Annotated in this window: 23 protein-coding genes and 1 pseudogene; 12 read left to right on the forward strand and 12 right to left on the reverse strand. The window is 67.3% G+C overall.

Annotated features, from left to right (window positions below; translation table 11 throughout):
• Window positions 1-2: 2 nt before the first annotated feature.
• Window positions 3-1,793: a tRNA uridine-5-carboxymethylaminomethyl(34) synthesis enzyme MnmG gene (mnmG, locus tag ABXG85_RS06645; protein WP_353512941.1), complete on the reverse strand. Its 1,791-nt coding sequence runs from the start codon at window positions 1,791-1,793 to the stop codon at window positions 3-5.
• A gap of 64 nt (window positions 1,794-1,857) precedes the next feature.
• Here mnmG and dnaA point away from each other — a divergent pair, with 64 nt between their 5' ends.
• Genes dnaA through pyk form a run of 5 tightly spaced genes read left to right on the forward strand, consistent with a single transcriptional unit; the run spans window position 1,858 to window position 7,321 of the window.
• Entirely contained in the window at window positions 1,858-3,171 is a 1,314-nt protein-coding gene (dnaA, locus tag ABXG85_RS06650; RefSeq protein WP_353512942.1) for a chromosomal replication initiator protein DnaA, read from the forward strand.
• On the forward strand, window positions 3,168-3,473 hold the full coding sequence (locus ABXG85_RS06655; RefSeq protein WP_353512943.1) for a hypothetical protein: 306 nt from the start codon (window positions 3,168-3,170) through the stop codon (window positions 3,471-3,473). The genes dnaA and ABXG85_RS06655 overlap by 4 nt, the downstream gene beginning before the upstream one ends.
• Window positions 3,473-4,591, forward strand: a complete 1,119-nt coding sequence (dnaN, locus tag ABXG85_RS06660) for a DNA polymerase III subunit beta (RefSeq protein ID WP_353512944.1) — start codon at window positions 3,473-3,475, stop codon at window positions 4,589-4,591. The genes ABXG85_RS06655 and dnaN overlap by 1 nt, the downstream gene beginning before the upstream one ends.
• Window positions 4,592-4,641: 50 nt before the next feature.
• On the forward strand, window positions 4,642-5,910 hold the full coding sequence (gene eno, locus ABXG85_RS06665; RefSeq protein WP_353512945.1) for a phosphopyruvate hydratase: 1,269 nt from the start codon (window positions 4,642-4,644) through the stop codon (window positions 5,908-5,910).
• Entirely contained in the window at window positions 5,897-7,321 is a 1,425-nt protein-coding gene (gene pyk, locus ABXG85_RS06670; protein ID WP_353512946.1) for a pyruvate kinase, read from the forward strand. Before eno ends, pyk begins: the two co-directional genes overlap by 14 nt.
• 46 nt (window positions 7,322-7,367) lie before the next feature.
• Here the strand turns inward: pyk and ABXG85_RS06675 are convergent, their stop codons facing one another.
• From ABXG85_RS06675 to ABXG85_RS06710, 8 genes are read right to left on the reverse strand one after another with little or no spacing between them, the layout of a single operon-like run.
• Window positions 7,368-7,796, reverse strand: a complete 429-nt coding sequence (locus ABXG85_RS06675) for a c-type cytochrome (RefSeq protein WP_353512947.1) — start codon at window positions 7,794-7,796, stop codon at window positions 7,368-7,370.
• Between the two features lie 28 nt (window positions 7,797-7,824).
• The gene (locus ABXG85_RS06680) at window positions 7,825-8,895 is read right to left on the reverse strand and encodes a TIGR04053 family radical SAM/SPASM domain-containing protein (RefSeq protein ID WP_353512948.1); all 1,071 of its coding nucleotides are present in this window, start codon (window positions 8,893-8,895) and stop codon (window positions 7,825-7,827) included.
• Window positions 8,896-8,933: 38 nt separating this feature from the next.
• On the reverse strand, window positions 8,934-9,923 hold the full coding sequence (locus tag ABXG85_RS06685) for a hypothetical protein (protein WP_353512949.1): 990 nt from the start codon (window positions 9,921-9,923) through the stop codon (window positions 8,934-8,936).
• A complete protein-coding gene (locus ABXG85_RS06690) occupies window positions 9,920-10,534 on the reverse strand; it encodes an MBL fold metallo-hydrolase (RefSeq protein WP_353512950.1) in 615 nt (204 codons plus the stop codon). Before ABXG85_RS06690 ends, ABXG85_RS06685 begins: the two co-directional genes overlap by 4 nt.
• The gene (gene dxs / locus ABXG85_RS06695; RefSeq protein ID WP_353512951.1) at window positions 10,521-12,368 is read right to left on the reverse strand and encodes a 1-deoxy-D-xylulose-5-phosphate synthase; all 1,848 of its coding nucleotides are present in this window, start codon (window positions 12,366-12,368) and stop codon (window positions 10,521-10,523) included. The genes ABXG85_RS06690 and dxs overlap by 14 nt, the downstream gene beginning before the upstream one ends.
• A gap of 7 nt (window positions 12,369-12,375) precedes the next feature.
• Window positions 12,376-13,020, reverse strand: a complete 645-nt coding sequence (locus tag ABXG85_RS06700) for a hypothetical protein (RefSeq protein WP_353512952.1) — start codon at window positions 13,018-13,020, stop codon at window positions 12,376-12,378.
• Window positions 13,017-13,427 (reverse strand): hypothetical protein, encoded by a 411-nt coding sequence (locus ABXG85_RS06705; protein WP_353512953.1) that lies wholly within the window; start codon window positions 13,425-13,427, stop codon window positions 13,017-13,019. Before ABXG85_RS06705 ends, ABXG85_RS06700 begins: the two co-directional genes overlap by 4 nt.
• 6 nt (window positions 13,428-13,433) lie before the next feature.
• Complete coding sequence (locus ABXG85_RS06710; protein WP_353512954.1) at window positions 13,434-14,096, reverse strand: PspA/IM30 family protein; 663 nt, start codon at window positions 14,094-14,096, stop codon at window positions 13,434-13,436.
• Between the two features lie 71 nt (window positions 14,097-14,167).
• Here ABXG85_RS06710 and ABXG85_RS06715 point away from each other — a divergent pair, with 71 nt between their 5' ends.
• The 4 genes and pseudogenes from ABXG85_RS06715 to ABXG85_RS06730 all read left to right on the forward strand — a co-directional run bounded on the left by ABXG85_RS06715 (window position 14,168) and on the right by ABXG85_RS06730 (window position 16,668).
• On the forward strand, window positions 14,168-14,752 hold the full coding sequence (locus ABXG85_RS06715; protein WP_353512955.1) for a TetR/AcrR family transcriptional regulator: 585 nt from the start codon (window positions 14,168-14,170) through the stop codon (window positions 14,750-14,752).
• A pseudogene (locus ABXG85_RS06720) lies at window positions 14,739-15,200 on the forward strand (ABC transporter ATP-binding protein); the annotation flags it as partial. The gene ABXG85_RS06715 and the pseudogene ABXG85_RS06720, both read left to right, overlap by 14 nt.
• A gap of 32 nt (window positions 15,201-15,232) precedes the next feature.
• A complete protein-coding gene (locus ABXG85_RS06725; protein ID WP_353512956.1) occupies window positions 15,233-16,024 on the forward strand; it encodes a hypothetical protein in 792 nt (263 codons plus the stop codon).
• A complete protein-coding gene (locus tag ABXG85_RS06730) occupies window positions 16,009-16,668 on the forward strand; it encodes an outer membrane lipoprotein carrier protein LolA (RefSeq protein WP_353512957.1) in 660 nt (219 codons plus the stop codon). Before ABXG85_RS06725 ends, ABXG85_RS06730 begins: the two co-directional genes overlap by 16 nt.
• Here the strand turns inward: ABXG85_RS06730 and cysK are convergent.
• Window positions 16,665-17,579, reverse strand: a complete 915-nt coding sequence (gene cysK, locus ABXG85_RS06735) for a cysteine synthase A (protein WP_353512958.1) — start codon at window positions 17,577-17,579, stop codon at window positions 16,665-16,667. The two genes, ABXG85_RS06730 and cysK, sit on opposite strands and share 4 nt — an antisense overlap.
• 81 nt (window positions 17,580-17,660) lie before the next feature.
• On the opposite strand from cysK, the gene ABXG85_RS06740 reads away from it, so the two are divergent.
• From ABXG85_RS06740 to surE, 3 genes are all read left to right on the forward strand, one after another.
• Entirely contained in the window at window positions 17,661-18,128 is a 468-nt protein-coding gene (locus ABXG85_RS06740) for an FKBP-type peptidyl-prolyl cis-trans isomerase (RefSeq protein WP_243093916.1), read from the forward strand.
• 113 nt (window positions 18,129-18,241) lie between these two features.
• A complete protein-coding gene (locus tag ABXG85_RS06745) occupies window positions 18,242-18,448 on the forward strand; it encodes a cold-shock protein (RefSeq protein WP_016330342.1) in 207 nt (68 codons plus the stop codon).
• Window positions 18,449-18,505: 57 nt separating this feature from the next.
• Window positions 18,506-19,255 carry a 5'/3'-nucleotidase SurE gene (gene surE / locus ABXG85_RS06750; protein WP_353512959.1) on the forward strand — a complete coding sequence of 250 codons (750 nt, stop codon included), beginning with the start codon at window positions 18,506-18,508 and terminating at the stop codon, window positions 19,253-19,255.
• Here the strand turns inward: surE and ABXG85_RS06755 are convergent.
• Together ABXG85_RS06755 and ABXG85_RS06760 are read right to left on the reverse strand one after the other, a co-directional pair.
• Complete coding sequence (locus tag ABXG85_RS06755; protein ID WP_353512960.1) at window positions 19,242-20,024, reverse strand: SAM hydrolase/SAM-dependent halogenase family protein; 783 nt, start codon at window positions 20,022-20,024, stop codon at window positions 19,242-19,244. The genes surE and ABXG85_RS06755 overlap by 14 nt on opposite strands.
• A 1-nt stretch (window position 20,025) precedes the next feature.
• Window positions 20,026-21,483: a tetratricopeptide repeat protein gene (locus ABXG85_RS06760; protein WP_353512961.1), complete on the reverse strand. Its 1,458-nt coding sequence runs from the start codon at window positions 21,481-21,483 to the stop codon at window positions 20,026-20,028.
• Window positions 21,484-21,508: the final 25 nt, after the last annotated feature.

The following is a 21,508-nucleotide window of genomic DNA, read 5'->3' on the forward strand; positions in this document are numbered from 1 at the left end:
CATCAGGCGAGCCTCCGCAGGTGCACCAGCAAGGCGGTCAGGTCGGAGTCGCGAATTCCCGGTACCCGAGCCGCCTCGGCCACAGTCCGGGGGCGGAAGCGGGAAAGCTTCTCCACCGCCTCCCGGGAAAGGCCGGGCACCTTAGGGAAGTCCAGGCCCTCGGGGATGGGGTGGGCCTCGAGGTCCCGCATCTTGTCCCTAAGCCTTTCCTGCCGCTCGATGTAGCCGGCGTACTTGGCCCGCACCTCCACCTGGTAAGCCTCCTCGGGGCTCAGGGGCAGGGGCGGGGGGAAGCGCTCCGCCAACGCCGCATAGGTATTTTCCGGCCGCCTGAGCCAATGGAGGCCGCTCACCCCCTCTATGCGCAAGGCCTCGAGGCGCTTGAGCTCCTCCGCCACCCGCTGGTACTTGGCCTCCACCCGCCCCAGGTCCTCCTTGGGCCTGAGGCCCCAGGCCACCGCCAGGGGAGTCAGGCGCTCGTCGGCGTTGTCCGCCCGGCAAAGGAGGCGGAGCTCCACCCGGGAGGTCATCATCCGGTAGGGCTCGTCCGTGCCCCGGCCCACCAGGTCGTCCACCAGGACGCCAATGTAGCCGCTTTCCCGGGAAAGGTGCACCTCGGGAAGGCCCAGGGCAAAACGGGCGGCGTTGAGGCCCGCCAAGAGCCCCTGGGCCGCCGCCTCCTCGTAGCCCGAGGTACCGTTCACCTGGCCGGCGGCGAAAAGCCCCGGGAGAAAGCGGGACTGAAGCCCCCGGGTGAGCTCCGTGGGGTCCAGGCTGTCGTACTCCACGGCGTAGGCGTAGCGCTGGATCACCGCCCGTTCAAACCCAGGAAGGCTCCGCACCATCTCCTCCTGGAGCTCGGGGGGGAGGCTAGAGGAAAACCCCTGCAGGTAAACCTCGCTGGTGGCAAGGCCGTCCGGCTCCACGAAAAGGAGGTGGCTTTCTTTATCGGCAAAGCGCACCACCTTGTCCTCGATGGAGGGGCAGTACCGGGGGCCGATGCCCACGATGTCCCCGGCGTACAGGGGGGAGAGGTGGAGGTTCTCCCGGATCAGGTGGTGGGTTTTCCCGGTGGTCCGGGTCTGCCAGGTGGGAAGCTGGGCGGCGTAGGGCCCGGGGTTTCCCGTGAAACTCCCGGGGGGCACCTCCGGGGGCACCACCTCCAAGCTGTCAAAGTCCACGGAGTCCGCCCGGATCCTGGGGGGCGTGCCCGTCTTGAAGCGGCGCAGGGTGTGGCCCACCGCCCTCAGGCTTTGGGAGAGGAAGCGGGCCGGGGGCTCCCCCTGCCTTCCCGCTGGGCGGGAACGCCGCCCGTACCAGACCACCCCGCCGAGGAAAGTCCCCCCCGCCACCACCACCGCCTTGGCGGGGATGCCCCGGCCGTCCACCGTGCGCACCCCAAGGAGCCTTCCCCCCTCCAGCCAAAGGGAGGCTACCTCTCCCCTGAGGACTTCTATAGGCCTTTCCGCCAGGATTTCCTGGGCCTTTAGGGCGTAGAGGTCCCGGTCCACCTGGACCCTGAGGCTTTGCACCGCAGGGCCCTTGGAGCGGTTTAGGATCCGGGTGTGGATGGCGGTGGCGTCCGCCGCCCGGCCCATGAGCCCACCCAGGGCCACCACCTCCGCCACCAGCTGGCTCTTGCCCGGCCCCCCCACCGCGGGGTTGCAGGGCATGGTGCCGATGCGTTCCGGGTTCACCGTGACCAAGGCCACCCGCACCCCCAAGGCCGCCGCAGCCCAGGCGGCCTCGAGGCCGGCGTGCCCTCCCCCAACCACCACCACGTCGTACCTCATCCTGTCCTCCACTTTAGCCCAGGGCCTGGCGTAGAATGTTCCTCCGGAACGCTGGGGGGTAGCCTTGACCCACGAGGCCGTTTGGCAACACGTCCTGGAGCACATCCGCCGCAACATCACCGAGGTGGAGTACCACACCTGGTTTGAGCGGATCCGCCCCTTGGGCATCCGGGACGGGGTCTTGGAGCTGGCCGTGCCTACCTCCTTCGCCCTGGACTGGATCCGCCGCCACTACGCCGAGCTCATCCAAGAGGGCCTCAGCCTCCTGGGCGCCCAGGCCCCGCGGTTCGAGCTCAAGGTGGTGCCGGGGAACCCAGTGCAGGAGGACATCTTCCAGGCCGCCCCCTCCCCCGAGCCCGTCCAACCCAAGCTCAACCCCAAGTACACCTTCGAGAACTTCGTGGTGGGGCCCAACAACTCCATGGCCCACGCCGCGGCGGTGGCAGTGGCCGAGTCCCCGGGACGGGCCTATAACCCCCTCTTCATCTACGGGGGGGTGGGCCTGGGCAAGACCCACCTGATGCACGCCGTGGGCCATTCCGTGGCCAAGCGCTTCCCCCACCTGAAGATCGAATACGTCTCCACGGAAACCTTCACCAACGAGCTCATCAACGCCATCCGCGAGGACCGGATGACGGAGTTCCGCGAGCGCTACCGCTCCGTGGACCTCCTCCTGGTGGACGATATCCAGTTCATCGCCGGAAAGGAGCGCACCCAGGAGGAGTTCTTCCACACCTTTAACGCCCTCTACGAGGCCCACAAGCAGATCATCCTCTCCTCCGACCGCCCCCCCAAGGACATCCTCACCCTCGAGGCCCGCCTGCGGAGCCGCTTTGAGTGGGGCCTCATCACCGACATCCAACCCCCGGACTTGGAAACCCGCATCGCCATCCTGAAGATGAACGCCGAGCAGCGGGGCCTACGGGTGAGCGAGGAGGTCTTGGAGTACATCGCCCGCCAGGTAACCTCCAACATCCGGGAACTGGAAGGGGCCCTCATGCGGGCCATCGCCTACGCCTCGCTAAACGGGGTGGAGCTCACCCGGGCCGTGGCCGCCAAGGCCCTTTCCGACATCTTCGCCCCCCGAGAGGTGGAGGTGGACCCCCAGGAGATCGTGCGCAAGGTGGCGGAGCACTTTGCCCTTCGCCCCGAGGACCTGGTGGGGGGCGGGCGGCGGAAGGAAGTGGTGCTCCCGCGGCAGATCGCCATGTTTTTGGTGCGGGAGCTCACCCGCGCCTCCTTGCCCGAAATCGGCCAGCTCTTCGGCGGACGCGACCACACCACGGTGCTCTACGCCATCCAGAAGATCCAAGAGCTAGCGGAAAGCGACCGGGAGGTGCAAAGCCTCCTCCGCCGCCTCAAGGAGGTCCTGGTATGACCCCTGTGGATAACCTGTGGATAACCCTGTGGATAACCGGGCTTTTCCTGTGGATAACCCTGTGGACAAGTTGTGGAAAACTCGGGCGCTCCCAGAGCCTGTGGATAACTCGCCAGTTATCCACACCTTATCCACAGGCCAAGGCCACTTATCCACAGGAGTTATCCACAGGCACTTTGCCGTCCAGGACGGCACTTTTGCCCCCTTTTCCACATATCCACAGGCCCTACTACTACGACTACGATCTTTTTAAATCTTTAAAGAACAAAGTCATAGTAGCAGTTAAGAGGAGGAACCGGTAATGCGTGTAACCCTTCCCAAAAACCTGTTGGCCGAACGCCTTTCCTTCCTGGAAAGGGTCATCCCCTCCCGCAGCTCCAACCCCCTTTTCACCTACTTGGGCCTGGCCTTGGGCCAAGACGCCTTGGTGCTCTTTGGGAGCAACGGGGAGGTGGACCTCGAGGCCAGTCTCCCCGCCGAGGTCCAGGGGGAGGGGCGCTACCTTGTCCCGGCCCAACCCTTCTTCCAGCTGGTGCGGAGCCTTCCCGGGGAGTGGGTGGAGCTCGTTTTAGGTAACGATTTGGAGCTGGCCTCGGGGAGCTTCCGCACCCGGCTTGCCCTTGCCCCCACCGAGGGCTACCCAGAGCTTTCCTTCCCCGAGCCCACCCCATCCGAGGTGTACCCGTGGCAGACCACCCTGCCCGTGGAGGAGTTTCTAAGGGCCCTAACCCACGTGCGCTACGCCGCCAGCCACGAGGAGTACCGGGCCATCTTCCGCGGGGTGCAGCTGGAGTTTTCCGAGAAGGGCGTTCGCAGCGTGGCCTCGGACGGCTACCGCCTCGCCCTCTACCAGCTCCATAGGCCCCAGCCGTTCCAAAAGAAGGCGGTGGTGCCTGCCCGCAGCGTGGACGAGGTGGCCCGGGTCCTCAAGGGGGTGGGGGCTTCGGAGGTGGTCCTGGCCCTTGGCCCCGGCACCTTGGGCCTGGCGGCCCAGGAGGGGGAGGGGTGGGTGCGCCTGGCGGTGAAGCTCATGGAAGGGGAGTTCCCCGATTACGAGCGGGTGATCCCCAAGGAGTTCCCCCTGAAGGCTACCCTCGAGGCCGAGGCCTTCCGCGAGGCTTTGCGACGGGTGAGCGTCCTGGCGGATCGGCAGAACCACCGGGTGGACCTCTTCTTCCAAGAGGACCGGGTCCTCCTTTCCGCCGAAGGGGATTACGGCAAGGGGCAGGAGGAGCTTCCCGTGGCCCTGGAGGGCACGCCCCTAGCGGTGGCCTACAACGCCCGCTACCTCTTGGAGGCCTTGGGTCCCGTGGCGGGCCAGGCGGCCCTGTGGCTTTCCGGGCCCACCAGCCCAAGCCTTATTCGCCCGGCGGAGGAGGGCTCGGGGTACCAGGCGGTGGTGGTCCCCCTAAGGGTGTAAGCTAAGGATCAAGGGGGCGTGAAGCGTTTCCACGCCGCGGGAGGAAATCCATGACCACGATCGTGAGCGTAAGAGCGCGGGAGGTGTTGGACTCCAGGGGCTTTCCCACGGTGGAGGCCGAGGTGGAGCTGGAAGGGGGGGCCCTGGGGCGGGCCATGGTGCCCTCCGGGGCCTCCACGGGCACCCACGAGGCCTTGGAGCTTCGGGACGGAGGGCGGCGCTACCTGGGCAAGGGGGTGCGCCGGGCGGTGGAGAACATTGTAGAGCGCATTGCCCCCGAGCTCATCGGCCGCGATGCCTTGGACCAGGAGGGGGTGGACCGGGCCATGTTGGAGCTAGACGGCACCCCCAACAAGGCCAACCTGGGGGCGAACGCTATCCTGGCCGTTTCCTTGGCCACCGCCCGGGCGGCGGCGGAGGCCTTGGGGCTTCCCCTGTACCGCTATTTGGGGGGGGTGCAAGGGGTGGTCCTGCCCGTCCCCCTCATGAACGTGATCAACGGGGGGAAGCATGCGGACAACCGCCTGGACTTCCAGGAGTTCATGCTGGTCCCCGCAGGGGCGGAAAGCTTCGCCGAGGCCTTGAGGATTGGGGCCGAAGTCTTCCACACCCTGAAGGGGGTCCTGCGGGAGCGGGGCTACAGCACCAACGTGGGGGACGAGGGCGGCTTCGCCCCCGACCTGAAGCGGAACGAGGAGGCGGTGGAGCTCTTGCTCCTCGCCATCGAGCGGGCGGGGTACACCCCGGGGGAGGAGGTTTCCCTGGCCTTAGACCCGGCGGCGAGCGAGTTTTACCGGGACGGAAAATACCACCTGGAAGGGGAGGGGAAGGTCCTCTCCTCCGAGGAAATGGTGGCCTTCTGGGCCTCCTGGGTGGAGAAGTACCCCATCCGTTCCATCGAGGACGGCCTGGCCGAGGACGACTGGGAGGGGTGGCGGCTTCTCACCGAAACCCTGGGCAACCGGGTGCAGCTGGTGGGGGACGACCTTTTCGTCACCAACCCCGAACGGTTGCGCCAGGGCATTGAACGGGGGGTGGCCAACGCCATCCTGGTGAAGGTGAACCAAATCGGTACCCTTTCCGAGACCCTCGAGGCCATTCGCCTGGCGCAGCGCTCCGGGTACCGGGCGGTGATCAGCCACCGCTCCGGGGAAACCGAAGACAGCTTCATCGCTGATTTGGCGGTGGCGGTGAACGCCGGCCAGATCAAGACGGGCTCCCTTTCCCGCTCCGACCGCCTGGCCAAGTACAACCAACTCCTGCGCCTCGAGGAGGCCCTGGGCCAGGCGGCCCGTTACCTAGGCTATGGGGCTTTTTAAGCGCACCAAGATCGTGGCCACCTTGGGGCCCGCCTCCAGCACCAAAGAGGTGATCCGGGCCCTGGCGGAGGCGGGGGTGGACGTCTTCCGCCTCAACTTTAGCCACGGGACCCCCGAGGACCACAAGAAGCGGGTGGCCCTGGTGCGGGAGGTGGAAAAGGAACTGGGCAAGACCCTGGCCATCCTCCAGGACCTGCAAGGCCCCAAGATCCGCGTGGGCCGCTTTAAGCAAGGGCGGGTGGAGCTCAAGGCCGGCCAGCCCTTCATCCTCACCCGGAAGCCCGTGGAGGGGGACGAAACCCAGGTTTCCCTCACCTACCGCGGCCTTCCCGAGGACGTGGTCCCGGGTCAGATCCTGCTCCTGGACGACGGCAGGATCCGCCTGCGGGTAGAAAGGGTAGTGGGGGACGAGATCCACACCGTGGTGGAGGTGGGGGGCGTCCTCTCCGACCACAAGGGGATCAACGTCCCCGGGGCCGACCTCTCCATCCCCGCCCTCTCGGAAAAGGACATCCAGGACCTGGCTCTGGGGGCGGAGCTCGGGGTGGACTGGGTGGCGGTCTCCTTCGTGCGCACCCGGGACGACCTCCTCCTCGCCCGGCACTACCTTTCCCGCTACGGCTCCCGGGCCAAGCTCATGGCCAAGATTGAGAAACCCTCCGCGGTGCAGCGCTTTGAGGAGATCCTGGAGGAGGCGGACGGCGTCATGGTGGCCCGGGGGGACCTGGGGGTGGAGATGCCCTTGGAGGAGGTCCCCATCGTGCAAAAGCGCCTTATCCTCCGCTCGCTCGCTGCAGGGAAGCCGGTGATCACCGCCACCCAGATGCTGGAGTCCATGGTGCACAACCCAAGCCCTACCCGGGCCGAGGCCTCCGATGTGGCCAACGCCATCTTTGACGGCTCGGATGCGGTGATGCTCTCGGCGGAAACCGCCGCTGGGGCCTACCCGGTGGAGGCGGTGGCCATGATGGCCCGTATCGCCAAGGCGGTGGAGTCTTCTCCAGAGTTTTTGCAAAAACTCAACGTCCTGCGCCCGGCTCCCACCCCCACCACCCAGGACGCCATCGCCCAGGCGGCGGACGACATCGTGGAGGCGGTGGGGGCCCGGGCCATCGTGGTCTTCACCGCCACTGGGGGGTCCGCCCGGCGCGTGGCCCGCACCCGGCCCCAGGTGCCCATCCTGGCCCTCACCCCCAATCCCGAGGTGAAGCGGCAGCTGGCCTTGGTCTGGGGCGTCTTGCCCCATCTGGCCCCAGACCCTCAGGACACGGACGATATGGTGCGCATCGCTCTGCGGGAGGTGAAGGCCTTGGGCCTCGCCCAGGTGGGGGAGCGGGTGGTCATCGCCGCGGGGGTGCCCTTTGGGGTGCGGGGGACCACCAACCTGATCCGGGTGGAAAGGGTGAGCTAAAAGGGCCCGGGACCTATAGGCCCCGGGGGGAGGGAGGTAAACCGGTTTACTTGACCGGGGGACGGGACTTGAGCACGTCTTGCGGGGAGAGGGGCTTGGCCCGCTCTGCCTTCACCTCTCCTGCGGTGATGGGCTTGGCCTTGGACTTGGCGAAGGTGGTGAGGACATGGTTGAGGAGGTCCGCCACCTCCTGGTCCTTTAGCTGCCGGAAGGGAGGCATGACCCCGTTATAGGTCTTGCCCTCCACGCTCAAGGGACCCTGGAGGCCATAGAGGACTACCCGGATGAGGTATTCCCGGCCCCCCTTGGCCTGGACCACCTTGTCCAGATGGGTGAGGGGTGGGAAGGCTCCGGGGATGCCCTGGCCCGTGGCTTGGTGGCAGCTTTGGCAGTTGGCGGAATACAGCTTGGCCCCCGGGCTTTGGCCCAGGGCCAGGAGCCCGAAGGCGAGGAGAACGGGCAGGAGCCGCTTCATGGTTCCAGAATAGGGGGGACTTCCCGCCCTAGGCCAGGGGCATTTGTCCCCCAGCTCGTGGGACGTAGGCGCAACGGGGGTCTGCCGCCAGGTAATCCCCGGTTTCCGCATAGGCCCGGGCCCGGCTACCCCCGCAAAGCTCCCGGTACTCGCAGACCCCGCATTTGCCCTTGAGGAGGGTTTTGTTGCGCAACTCCTGGAATAGGGGGCTGTTTTGGTAAATATCCAGAAGCGGCCGTTGCCGCACGTTGCCCGCCGATAAGGGCAGGAAGCCCGAAGGATAGACCTCCCCGTTGGCGGCCACGAAGACGAAGCCGAAGCCATCGGAGAGGTGGAGGCCCCGCCCTTCCCCCACTAAGGCCCCATCCTCGCCCCCTTCCCTTCGCCGGCGTTCCAGGGCTACCCGGCGGAACATGGGGCCCTCCGTGGTGCGGACCTTGAAGGGGTAGCGGCGGGAGAGCTCGTAAAGGAGGTGCATCACCTCCTCGTACTCCTGTGGGGAGAGCTGCTCCAGCAAGGCGCCCCGGCCCACGGGCACCAAGAAGAAGACCTCCCAGGTGGCCACGCCCTGTTCCGCCAGGATCTCGGCGATGCCGGGGAGTTCCTTGGCGGTGCGCCGGGTAACGGTGGTGTTCACCTGGGTCATGAGCCCCACCTCCTTGGCCCAGGTGAGGGCTTTTAGGGCCAAGGCGAAGGTGCCCGGCACCCCGCGGAAGCCGTCGTGGGACTCGGGGCTTGCCCCGTCCAGGGAGATGGCCATCTGGTGGACGCCAAGGGCTTGGAAGCGGGCCACCACCTCCCGGGTGAGCCTGGGCGTCACGGCGGGGGTGATCCCCACCTTAAGCCCCAGGCGCTGGGCTTCTTCCAAGAGGAGGAAGGGGTCGGGGCGGGCCAGGGGGTCGCCCCCGGTGGGGAGGAGGATGGGCTTGGGGGTGTAGGTGGCGAGTTCCCGGAGGAGCTTGAGGCCCTCTTCGGTGGAAAGCTCGTCGGGTAGGGGATCGGGCACGGCGGAGGCCCGGCAGTGCTGGCAGGCGAGGAGGCAGGCCCGGGTCATCTCCCAGGCCACCAGGAGGGGAAAGCGGTCGAGGTCGGGCTTCATGCCCCTAAGGTAGAGGAGAAGGGAAAGGGCAGGTGTCCCTACCGGGGGAGGGTGAGGCGGTAGGTAAGGGTTTTAGCCTCCTTAGGCTTTAGGGGAAGCTCCAGGCGGTAGCCCTCGGGCAGGGGCGTGGCTCCGGGGAAGTCCAGGCGGAAGGGCTTGGGAAAGGTTTCGCCGAGGAGCAGGGTCATGGGGTAAGGGTAGGGGTTTTCCATGCGGGTTTCCACCAGGTAGGTGGCCTCCTTCTCCGATTGGGCAAGGAGGCGGAAGGTGCGCTGAAGGCGCGCCCTTAGGTCCTGCCCGAGCCAGAACTCCGCCGTGTTCCCCTCGAGGCTAGCGGGAAGGCGGGCCTGCCCCAGGAAAAGCCCCTCTTCCACCACCTCCAAGGCCCCGGGGGCCAAGGGGAAGGGGGCCTGGAAGCGGTAGCCCCGCTCCAGGGGAAGGAGGGCTTCGGTGCGGAAGGGGCCTTGGTAGCGGAGGAGGCGGGTGGGGGCCACCTCAGTCCTTTGGAAGGGGATTTCCGTGGTGCCGGGAAGGAGCTTCCTTGGGGGAAGCTCGTAACGGAATAGGCCGAAGGGGCTTTCCTGGGTTTCCCCGAAGGCGCGAAGGGCGGCTTCGGGGAAGGCTTTGGCCTGGAGGAGGTTCACCTCCCCCGAAAGAAGGACCAGGCGCTGGGCCTCCAGGGCTTCCCCTTCCAGCCTAAGCCTGGCCCAGGCGGTGAGCCGGCCCTCCTCGAGGGTGTAGAAAACCTCTCCCGTAAGCCCCGTGTAGAGGTAGCGAAGCCAGGCCTTCCCTTCCCCCCGGTAGCGGAAGAGGACCGTGGTGCCCTGGAAGAGCCTTTCCTCCTCCTCCACCCCAAGGAGCCGCAAGGAGCCCGGCACCATGCGGGAAAGCTTTTCCCCTGCCAGGTACACCCACGCCGAAGGGGGAAGGAGCACCGGCTCCTTTATCTCGGCAAAGCCCGGGTAGACCACCACCTCCTGGGCCAAGGCCCAAAGGAGGAAGAGCCCTAAGGCGGCGAGCTTTCTCATACCCCCAGTCTACGCGCCAAGGCCTCCACCGCCTCCCTGGGGAGGGGTCCGCCGTGGCCGAGGTACACCCGCCGGGCTCCCAGGTCCAGGATCTTCCGCACCGTCTTCCTCGCCAGGGCGTGGTCCTCGTTGATGAGGCGGGGTGGGAGGCCCTTTCCCCTTAAGGCGTCCCCCGCCAAAAGCACCCCCTCCCGGAAAAGCCCCACCTGGCCCAGGGTATGCCCGGGGAGGTGAACCACCCGCCAGCCCAAAAGCTCCATCCCCTCCTCTGCAGGGCGGAGGGCCTCCTTAGGGAGGGGTGGGGCCAGGTTGGCGAGCCGATGGCCCAAAAGGGGGATGGGGAGGGGTGGGCGGGGCTTTTCCCCCGTGAGGTAGGGCCACTCCTGGGGGTGGGCATAGACCTCTAGCCCATACCGCTCCCAAAGGGCCCTTGCGCCCCCGGCGTGGTCCAGGTGGTGGTGGGTGAGGAAGAGGAACGGGGGAGGGGAGTCCAGGAGGCGGAGAAGCCTCCTCGCCTCCCAGGGAAGCCCGGCGTCCACCAGGAAGTAGCCCCCCTCCGCGGGCACCCGGTAGAGGTTGGCGGCGAAGGCCAGGCGCTCAGGCCCGCTCATAGGCGAGGGTGAGGCCCATCTCCGCCAGGGCCTTGCGGATGCCCTCGGCGTCGATCCCCGCCTGGCGGTGGAGGCTCGGGATGGGGCCGTGCTCGAAGAAACGGTCGGGAAGCCCAAGGACCTTGACCTCGGGCTTGAGGCCCATCTCGTTCAGGGTTTCCAGCACGGCGCTGCCAAACCCCCCCATCCGCTGGTGGTCCTCCACGGTGAGGAGCTTGTAGCGGGCGAGCTCCCGCAGCATCTCCCGGTCTAGGGGCTTTAGGAAGCGGGCGTTCACCACGCCCACGCGGGGGTCGTTCCCCGCGGCCTCGAGGGCATACCGCAGCGTCTTGCCGAAGGCCAGGATATAGGCCTCCGTCCCTTCCTTCAGCACCTCCCACTTCCCCCAAGGGATTTCGGGCCACACGCCCTCGGGGGCCCGCTCCACGTTGTCCCGGGGGTAGCGGATGGCCACGGGGCCGCCCAGCTCCAAGGCCTTCTTGAGCATGGCCCGTAGCTCCAGGGCGTCCTTAGGGGCAGCGATCTGCAGGTTGGGGATGGTGCGGAGGTAGGCGATGTCGAAGACCCCGTGGTGGGTGGCCCCGTCCGCCCCCACAAGGCCCGCCCGGTCTATGGCGAAGACCACGGGGAGGCTCTCTATGGCCACGTCGTGGATCACCTGGTCGTAGGCCCTCTGGAGGAAGGTGGAGTAGATGGCCACCACGGGCTTCATGCCCCTCAGGGCTAGGCCCGCCGCTGTGGTCACCGCCACGTCCTCGCAAATGCCCACGTCCAGGTAGCGCTCTGGGTGCTCCGTAGAGTAGCGCACGAGCCCCGAGCCCTCCCGCATGGCGGGGGTGATGACGAAGAGGCGGGGCTCCCGGTAGGCCAGCTCGGTGACGGCGTCGCCGAAGGCCTGGCTCCAGGAGTAGCCCTTGGAAACCTTCTCCGGCTTCTTGGGGTCAAACCCTGGGGGGCCGTGCCAGTAGATGGGGTCGGCCTCGGCCACCTTGTACCCCTTACCCTTCCGGGTGACCACGTGGAGAAGGGTGGGCCCATCCAGGGTTTTGAGGTGCTCCAGGATGTGGATGAGGCCCTTCAGGTCGTGGCCGTCCACGGGGCCGATGTAGCGGAGGCCCCAGGCGTAGAAGGGGTTTTCCTGGTGGAGGATCAGCTTGGCCGCCTCCTTGGCCCGGTCCACCAGGCCGAAGAGTTGGGGAGAGATGCGTTCCAGAACACTCCTCCCCAGCTTTTCCATGTCGTGGACCCACTTCCTTATCTGGAGCTCCTTGAAGTACTTGTTCAGGGCCCCCACGTTCTCGGAGATGCTCATCTCGTTGTCGTTGAGGAGGATGAGCATCCTTTTTTGCAGCTCGCCGATCTTGTTGAGGGCGGCCAGGGCCATGCCCCCCGTCAGGGCCCCGTCCCCGATCACCGCCACCACATGGTAGTCCTCCCCCAGGAGGTCCCGGGCGACGGCCATGCCCAGGGCGTGGGCCAAGGAGGTGGAGGCGTGGCCTGCGGTGATGGCGTCGTGCTCGGACTCGGAAACCTTGGTGAAGCCCGAGATGCCCCCCTCCTGCCTCAGGGTGTGGAAGCGGTCCTTGCGGCCCGTGACCAGCTTGTGGGCGTAGGCCTGGTGGCCCACGTCGAAGAGGATGCGGTCTTTGGGGGAGTGGAAGACGCGGTGGAGGGCGAGGATGAGTTCCACCGCCCCCAGGGAACTCGCCAGGTGGCCGCCGTTTTGCGCCGTGACCCGGATGATCTCGCTCCGGATTTCCTCCGCCAACGTCTGGAGTTCCTCCAGGCTAAGTCGCTTCAAGTCTTCTGGGCCGTTTACCCGGTCTAGGACCATACCCACCTCACTGGAAGTTGCGCTCCACCAAAATGCGTCCCTCCCGGGTGCGCACCTCCCCCACCCGGGGGGCGAACCAGACCTCATAGGCCGTCTGCCCCGCCTGGTCCTGGTAAACCTGGCGGATGCGGTAAATGCGAAAGGCCCCCGCAGGAAGCCGCACTTCCCGTTCCTCCAGGACCTCCATGGCGTAGTCCAGGCGTCCTTGGGCCAAAGGCTCCCGGCCCGAGGGGGAAAGGAGCTCCACCTGGACCTCTACCCTCCCTCCCCAGCGGTAGCCGGGGGCGAGGAGGCCCTCTGGGGGATACTCCAGGAGGGGGGGGGTGAACACCACCCGGGCCGAGGGGTCCTGGAAGCCGAGGAGCCGCACGCCAAAGGCCCCCACCTGGCGGTAGTAGACCCGGTCCTCCCCCCGGCCCAAGACGCGGAAACGGAGGGCTTCCTGCCCTTCGTAAAGGGCGGGGCCTTCCACCCGCACCCGGTAGGGGGGAGAGGAAAGGGCCTCCCCCTCCGGCACATACACCCACTCCAGCCCGGTGGCGCTGGGGTAGAAGGCCTCGTTCTTGAGGAAGGGTCGGGCCTCAGGGGCCTGAGTCACCTGGGGGGCGCAGGCGGCAAGCAGAAGGGAGAGAGCCATAAGGAACCGCCTCATGGTAGGGAGTTTACCCCGCTTCCCGCCGTAGGCTGGCCAACACTTCCCTTGGGTCCTGGAGCCGGGCCTTTAGCTCTTGGGCCTCCCGTGGGCCGCCTAAAAGGGCCCGTTCCGCCGCCAAGCTCTCCAGGAGAGAAAGGAGCCTTTTTCCGCTCCTCCCGGACCTGGGCTAAGGCCCGGGATAGCTCCTTTTGGGTTTTCAGGAGGCGGTGGGGGGCTTGGAGGGCCTCTTTTAGCCTCGCTTCCCGCTGGGATAGGGCGTTGAGGGCACTTTCCACCTCGGACCAGTCCAGGAGGTCTTTGAGTTTGGCCCGCCCCCAGTCCAGGCCTTCCGGGCGGGTTCTAAGCAGGAAAAGGAGGAGGGCCAGGGCGAGGACGAGGAACAGGGCTTCCAACACCCAGGGCATGGGGGGTTAGCCTTGGCCCAGCTCCCGTTTGAGCCGGAGGAGTTCCTCCTCCAGCTCTTTTTCCCCGGACAAGGCGGCGAGCTCCTTTTCCAGGTCCTGGCCGTCTAGGGTCTTCAGGGCCTCGTGCCGGTCCTCCAGGGCCAGGATCCGGGCCTCCATCTCCTCAAAGGCCTCCAGGGCAGGGTGCTGGTCCAGGCGGGACTCCATCCTTCGCACCGCCTCCGCCGCCTCCACCCCTTTTTTGCGGGCCAAAAGGAGCTTCTTCCTAGCCTCCGCCTCGTCGATTTTGGCCTCCAGGGCCTTGAGCTGGGTCATGAGCCGCTCGGTCAGGGCTTTGTGCTCCCCCAGTTGCCCTTTGAAGCCTTCCGCCAGGTCCAGGGCCCGCTTCCTGCGCCGGAGGGCCTCCTTGGCCAGGTCCTCCCGGCCCGCCTTCAGCGCCTCCTTGGCCTTTTCCTCCCATAAGGCGGCTTCCTTCTCGTGGCTTTCCACCTCCCGCTCCAGGCGCTTGGCCTCGGCCAGGGCGGCGGCCACCTGTTCCCGCGCCTCTTTGAGGGCTTCCTTCATGTCCAGAAGGGCCTGCTCCAGGATCTTTTCCGGGTCCTCGGCCCGGCGCAAAAGCTCGTTCAGGTTCGCCCGGATCAGGCGTCCGATGCGGTCAAGTAGGGTCATGGTGACCTCCAGGTCCAGTATGCCATACCCTTGACGGGGCCTTGGGCCTGGGGTAGCCTGGCCTTGTAAGTATGCGCTTGCTTGCGGGAGCCGATCCCCTCGAGGCCCGCCTCCTCCAGGCCGCCTTGGAGCTCTTGGCGGAGCGGGGTTACCGCGGGGCCACCACCAAGGAGGTGGCCCGGCGGGCGGGGGTGAGTGAGGTGACCCTTTTCCGCCGCTACGGGAGCAAGGAGGCTTTGTTGCGGAAGGCCGTGGCCGCCTTCTTCCCCCAAGGCTTCTTGGAACGGCTTCCTCAAGAGGAGGCCCCCTTGCGGGAAGGGCTTTCCGCCCTCTTGGAGGCTTATTTGGAGCTCCTGCAGGCTCATCGCGCCCTTTTGCCCAAGCTCCTGGCGGAGCTTTTGCGCCACCCCGAGCTCCGGGCGGAGGGCCCCCCGAGGGGAATGGGGCTGGCCTTGGAGCGGATTTTGGCCTTCTTCCGGGCCAAGCAGGAGGCGGGGTTGTTGCGGGGGGATGAACCCCCAGAGGAGCTGGCCTTGGCCTTCGTGGGACCCCTTTTCGCCCGTTTCCTCCTGGGGGAGGCCTTGGGGGTGCGCCTTCCCTTGGACCGGGAGGCCTACGTGCGGGGGTATCTGGAAGGACGCTATGGTGCACGCTGAGGAGGTCACGCGAAGCTTTGGCGGCGTTAAAGCCCTGGACCGGGTGAGCCTTTTCGTGCGCCCGGGGGAGGTCTTTGGGCTCCTGGGCCCCAACGGGGCGGGCAAGACCACCTTGGTGCGGGTCCTCACCGGGGTGTTGCGCCCCGATGGCGGCCGGGCGGTGGTGGCGGGGCTGGACGTGGTGCGGGCCCCTTGGGCGGTCAAGGCGCGTATCGGCTACGCCACCCAGGAGCAAAGCGTCTACCGTGACCTCACCGTGGAGGAAAACCTCCGCTTCCGCGCCCGGCTCTACCGGCCCAAGGAGGCAAGGGCGTTGGCGGAGGAGGCGCTTTTGCGCTTTGGCCTCCTCCCCTACGCCAAGGCCCTGGCGGGCCACCTCTCCGGGGGCTGGCGGCAGCGGCTGGCCCTGGCCCAGGCGGTGGTCCACCGCCCGGAGGTCCTCGTCCTGGCCTCGGCCCGTTTCCAAAGGCAGGTGGCGGTATGAGGGGGTGGGCGCTTGGCCTCCTTTTGGGCTTCGCCCTGGCCCAGGGGCGGCTGGAGGTGGGGCTTTACGGGGCGCCGGGCCAGGTGACCCCGGCCCTGGAGGCCGCCTTTTCCTTGGGGGAAGGGGAGGTCTACGCCAAGGGGCAAGGGGGGCGGGGGGCTTTGGGCTACCTGGGAAGCCTCTCCTTGGGGCCTTTGGGGTTCCTCGCCTACGGGGTCCAGGGGGAGCTGGGGGAAGGGGGCGTGGGGGGTGCTGTGTTCCTGGAGGGGGGCGCGGGCCCCGTGGCCTTGGAAGGGCGGCTCGGCTTCCGGCCCCAGGCCGCCTTGCCCCTTTTCCCCGAGGCCGCCTTCTTTGGGCGGCTTGCCCTGCGCTACCGGGCAAGCCCTAAGGAGGTCTGGGGTCTGGAGGTGGCCCAAAACGCCCCTCCCCGCCCCTCCTCCTTCGGCCTGCAACCGGGGTGGGAAGGGGGGTTCCGCCTGGAGGGGAGCTACGCCTTGCGCCAGGAGGCCACCTACACCCTGGGGATGGGGGTTTCTCCCTGGCCCTATGCCCTTTTGGGCTTCAAGGGGGAGGTGGGGGCGGAGGGGGAGGTGCTGGACCTCCTCCTCCGCCTGGGGGGGGTGAACCGGCTGGAGGCGGGGCTTTACTTAGGGGAGGCTAGCCTCCATCTCACCCTTTCCCACCCTTGGGCGGGTAGCCTCGTGGTGTGGCTTGGGGACCTGGGCCTCGAGGCGGGCTACCACAAGGCTCCTTACGCCTGGGTCCGCTACGCATGGAGGTGGCCGTGAAGGCAAAAACCCTTACCGTGTTCGGGCTAGCCCTTTTTCTCGGTCTGGCCTGGGCCCAGTCGGTTTCGCAGATCCTGGACTTGGTGGAAAGGAACCTTTCCGAGCCCTGGCAGGCCCTGGTCCAAGGGGAGATCCAAGGCCCCGGGGGCCGGGAAAGCCTCCAGGCTCGGGTCTACGCCCTACCCAAGGAGAAGCTCTACCGCATCGAGTTCCTCAAGCCGGGCTCCTTGGAGGGCAACTTCACCGTGGTCACCGAGAAGGAGGTGTGGAACTACCTCTACCTCACCAACCAGCTGGTGATCAGCCCCAAGGAGAAGGCCCAGGTGCAGGGCCTGGGCTTCAGCCCCCAGGGCCTGGGTGACCTAAAGGCCCTTTCCGAGCGGGTAACCCTCCGCCTGGCTGGGGAGGAGCGCCTGCCGGAAGGGGTGGCCTGGAAGCTGGTGGGGGAGGCCAAGGAGGGGCAAGGCTTTGCCCGGATGGAGCTTTACATCCTGCGGGCAGACCCGAGGCCCGTGCGCTTCCTCTTCCTGGACGAGGCGGGGAAGGTCTTGGCGGACCTAAGGGTGGTGGAGTTCAAGCGGGCCAGCCTAAGCCCCGCCCAGCTCAAGCGCTACCCCAAGGACGCCCAGGTGGTGCGCCGCTAGACCTCGGCGTACAGGGGGGTGGAGAGGTACTTCCACCCCCCATCGGGGCTGATGCAGGCCACCCGCTTGCCGGGGCCGAGCTCCTTAGCCACCTGGAGGGCGGCCCAGACGATGCCCCCCGAGCTCATGCCCAAAAAAAGCCCCTCCTCCCGGGCGAGCCTTCGGGCCAAGGGGAAGGCGTCCTCCTCCCATACCTGGATAACCCCGTCCAGGAGGCTGAGGTCCAGGTTTTCCGGGATGAAGCCCGGGCCCATGCCCTGGAACTGGTGCTGCCCCATCTTCCCCCCGGAGAGGACGTTGGAGCGGGCGGGCTCCACGGCGATCACCTTCACGTGGGGGATCCTCTCCTTGAGGTAGCGCCCCACCCCGGTGAGGGTTCCCCCCGTGCCCGAGCCGTAGACGAAGGCGTCGATGCGCCCCTCCAGGGCCTCGTAGAGCTCGGGGCCCGTGGTTTCGTAATGGGCCCGCACGTTGGCGGGATTGGCGAACTGGTCGGGCATGAAGGCCCCGAGCTCCTCTTTGAGCCTTAACGCCTCCTCCCTGGCCGCCAGCATCCGCCTTGCCGGGTCGGTGAGGACCAGCTCGGCCCCGAAGGCCCGTAAGACCCGCTTCCTCTCCTCGGACATCTGGGCGGGCATGGTGAGGAGGAGGCGGTAGCCCCGGCTGGCGGCGATCATGGCGAGGCCGATCCCCGTGTTGCCGCTTGTGGGCTCCACGATCACCTGGCCCGAGCCCGGCTTCAGGAGGCCCTTTTCCTCGGCGTCCCGGATCATGTACCAGGCGGGGCGGTCCTTGATGGAGCCCCCAGGGTTTAGGCCCTCGAGCTTTACAAAAACCTCGGCCATCCCCGGCTCCACCACCTTGGTGAGGCGCACCACGGGGGTCTTGCCGATGGCTCCTTCCACCCGCATACCCCCACTATAGGGGTTTCCTTGGCGGGGGGCATCTGCTAACCTAGGGGAAGCAAGCCCTAAGCTTGCGGAAGGGTGAACATGAAGGTAGCACAGGACAAGGTGGTCACCATTCGCTATACCCTCCAGGTGGAGGGGGAGGTCTTGGACCAGGGGGAGCTTTCCTACCTGCACGGGCACGGCAACCTCATCCGGGGCCTCGAGGAGGCCCTGGAGGGCCGCGAGGAGGGCGAGGTCTTCCAGGCCCACGTGCCGGCGGAGAAGGCCTACGGCCCCCACGACCCGGAAGGGGTGCAGGTGGTGCCCCTCTCCGCCTTCCCCGAGGACGCCGAGGTGGCCCCCGGGGCCCAGTTCTACGCCCAGGACATGGAGGGGAACCCTATGCCCCTCACCGTGGTGGAGGTCCAGGGGGAGGAGGTCACCATCGACTTCAACCACCCCTTGGCGGGCAAGGACCTGGACTTTGACGTGGAGGTGGTGAAGGTGCGGGAGGCCACCCCCGAGGAGCTCCTGCACGGCCACGTGCACGAGGGCGGGCATTCCCACTAGGCCCAGGCGAAGCCCCCCTGGGGTTTCCCGGGGGGGCTTGACTTTTTCCTCCCCCCGTGGGATAGTGGGGAGTCCCTGGAAAGCCAAGTGGGTTTTCGGGATGAAGGAGAAGCATGAAGAAGGGTACCGTTAAGTGGTTCAACGCGGAGAAAGGCTACGGGTTCATCCAGCAGGAAGAGGGTCCGGACGTGTTCGTGCACTTCTCGGCCATCGAGGCCGAAGGGTTTCGCACCCTGAACGAGGGGGAGCGGGTGGAGTTTGAGGTGGAGCCTGGCCGGGGCGGCAAGGGTCCCCAGGCCAAGAAGGTCCGCCGCATCTAACGGGCAAACGCCCTGGGGAAGCCCCTCTTGGGGCTTCCTTTGCTTTAGGCTTAGGGCATGCGCATCCTGGTTTCCAACGACGACGGCATCTTTTCCCCGGGCATCAAGGCCCTAGGCCTGGCCATGCGGGCCTTGGGGGAGGTTTTTGTGGTGGCCCCCGACGTGGAGCAGTCGGCGGTGGGCCACGGCATCACCGTGCGCCGTCCCTTGCGCTTCAAGCACACGGCAAGCGCCGGCTTCGGGGAGATCCCCGCCTACCGGGTGGACGGCACCCCGGCGGACTGCGTGGTCCTGGGGGTGCACCTCTTGGGGCGGCCCGATCTGGTGGTTTCGGGCATCAACATCGGGGTAAACCTGGGGCTGGACCTCACCCACTCGGGCACGGTGGCCGCGGCCCTCGAGGCCACCTCCTTGGGCATCCCCGCCATCGCCTTCAGCCTGGATACCTCCGCCGAGGAGTTGGACTTCGGCGAGGCCGCCCGCCATGCGGTGAGGATCGCCCGCTGGGTGGCCCAAAGGGGTCTGCCCAAAGGGGTTCTCCTCAACGTGAACTTCCCCGCCGGCACCCCCAAGGGGGTGAAGGTCACCCGGCTTTCCACCCACCACTTTGAGGACACGGTGGTGGAGCGGCTGGACCCCGAGGGCCGGCCCTACTACTGGATCGCCGGCACCCCTGTGGGGGAGGAGGAGGAGGGGACGGACCTCTGGGCGGTGCGGCGGGGCTACATATCCGTCACCCCGGTGAGCCTGGACTTCACCGCCCGGGAATACCTGGACGAGGTGGCAGCCTGGGTCAAGGACCTATGAGGCGCACCGCCAGGCCCTCCCGCAGGCCCAAGGCCTCCCGGGCGCTTCCCCGGTTGACCGCGATTTCCAATAGCCCGGCGCTCCCCAGGTAGGCCACCCCTTCCCCTTCCCCCACCTCGCCGAAGGTGCGGCGGATGGGGACCTTTTGCCCCGCCACCTCCACCCACCCCCCTAAAGGGGCTTGCAGGAGGGTGGTGATGGCGTTGCCAAAGCGGTCGAAGGTGAGGACCTCCCCTTCCGGGCCCAGGGTCAGGTTTAGGGGGAGGCGGAGGAGGCTTTCCACCGGGACCTCCTCCCCGAGGGCCTCCGGGGGAAGGCCCAGGGCCAGGTGGGCGGCGGCGGGGGCGAAGCGGTCGCGGCCGTGGAAGGTGAACCCCCCCGGGCGCCAGCCGGGCAAGGGCTCCAGGCCTTGGGGGGAAGGGGGGGATAGCCTTTCCAGGGCGTAGGCCTGCCGGGGCGGGTCCAGGAGCCAGGCCAGGGTGAAGAGGCCGTTGTCCGGCCCCACGTAGGCCCGGCGGCCCAGGGCGGCGATGGCCCGCCTGGCCGTTCCCACCCCGGGGTCCACCACCGCCAGAACCACGCTCCCCTCGGGCAGGTAAGGCACCGCCTCAAAAAGGGCGTAGGCCGCCCGCCGCAGGTCCTGGGGCGGGAGCTCATGGGCCAGATCCACCGCCTTCACCCCGGGGGCCCGCTGGGCTAAGACCGCCTTCACCACCCCCACGTAGGGGTCCTCTAGGCCGAAGTCGGAGAGGAAAAACACGGGGCGCATGCTAGAAGCGCCTCAGCCAAGCGGGGGGAAAGAGGGAGAGGACCACCCCCGCCACCACCCAGCCCAGGCTTAGGCCCAAGACGCTCCCCGCCCGCTCCTTGGCCCACAGAAGCCCCGCCCCCACGAGGAGAAGAAAAAGGGTGGGCCCCGGCACCACCAGGGCGAAGAAGAGGGCGGAAAGGGCGGGGGAGAGGTCCTTGTACCGCTCCTGGAACACCAGGGGGACGAGGCCGCGGAAGAAGGGCTCCATGAGGGCCAGGCCCAAGAAGGTGAGGAGGTTTAGGGGCAGGGTGGATAGGCCCAGGTAAGGGCGGAGGAGGCCGTAGAGGAGGAGGAGAAGGACCAGGACCGGCCCCACCCAAAACCCCTCTACCCAGCTTCCCCAAGCGCCTAAAAGGGCGGGAAGCCGCTTCCTTTGCCAAAGGAGAAGGCCCAAGAGGAGGAAGGCCCCGTAGGCCAGATAGAGGCTCGGGAGGACCCTTTCCCCTTGGTAGGGGGTGAGGAAGGCGAGGAGGTTGGCGAAAAGGAGCTTGCCCACCAAAGCGGCAAAGCCCAGGGCCAAAAGGAGGGCCATAAGGGCCAGGAGGTAGAGGCTTCCCGGCCCCGGCAGGGGGTTTTCCACCACCTCCACGGTGCGCAAGGGCTCGATGCGGCTTTCCCCTAAAAGGACCAGGACCAAGAAGGCCAGGAGGGCGAGGAACCAGGGCCAGGCCTTGGCCAGGAAGCGCCCGGGGAGGTTTTCCACCTGGGCCAGTTGCCCAAGCGCCGCAAGGCCCCGCCCCCAGTCCCCTTGCCCCAGGTAGGCCAGGGTCAGGGTGGAAAGGGCTTGGGCCTTCAGGTCGGGCCTGGCGGAAAACTCCGGGAGGAGGTTTTCCAAAAGGGAAGCGGCCTCCTCGGGCCGCCCCGCCAGAAAAAGCAGGCGCCCCCGCTCCAGCCGCTCCTCCCGGGTGGAGCCCAAGGCCAATAGGCCCGCCTCAGGGTTGCCCAGGCTCAGGTGGAGCCGGGCCAAAAGGAGGCGCACCTCCGGGGTGGGGGGCAGGGTTTGGGCCTCCGCTAGGGCCTCCTCCGGCCGTTTTAGGGCCTCCAGGGCCAAGGCCCGCACCAGCCTCGCCTCCGGCTCCTGCCCCAAGGGAAGGCGCAGGACCTCCTCCGGCTTCCCCTGGGCCAAAAGGAGCCGCGCCTTCAGGACCTGGCCCTCGGGGTCATCCCCCAAGCGTTCCAGGTAAGCCCCCGCCTGGGCCAGGTCGCCCCTTTCCAGGGCGATGCGGGTGAGAAGGCGCAAGGTGGGGGCGTGGCTGGGGTTGCTCACCAGGGCGAGCTCGCAGGTCATCTGGGCGCTTTCCAGGGCCCCTTGTTGGTATAGCCTTTGGCAACGGGCGAAATACTCCTCGGCCCCTTGGGCCCAAACCAGGGGAACGAGAAGGGAAAGGATAACCATCCATCCCCAAATAGGCTTCATGGCTTCCAGTTTACGCCCTCCGTCT

The organism is Thermus sp. LT1-2-5, from assembly GCF_040363165.1.
In the GTDB taxonomy this organism is placed as follows: Bacteria; Deinococcota; Deinococci; order Deinococcales; family Thermaceae; genus Thermus.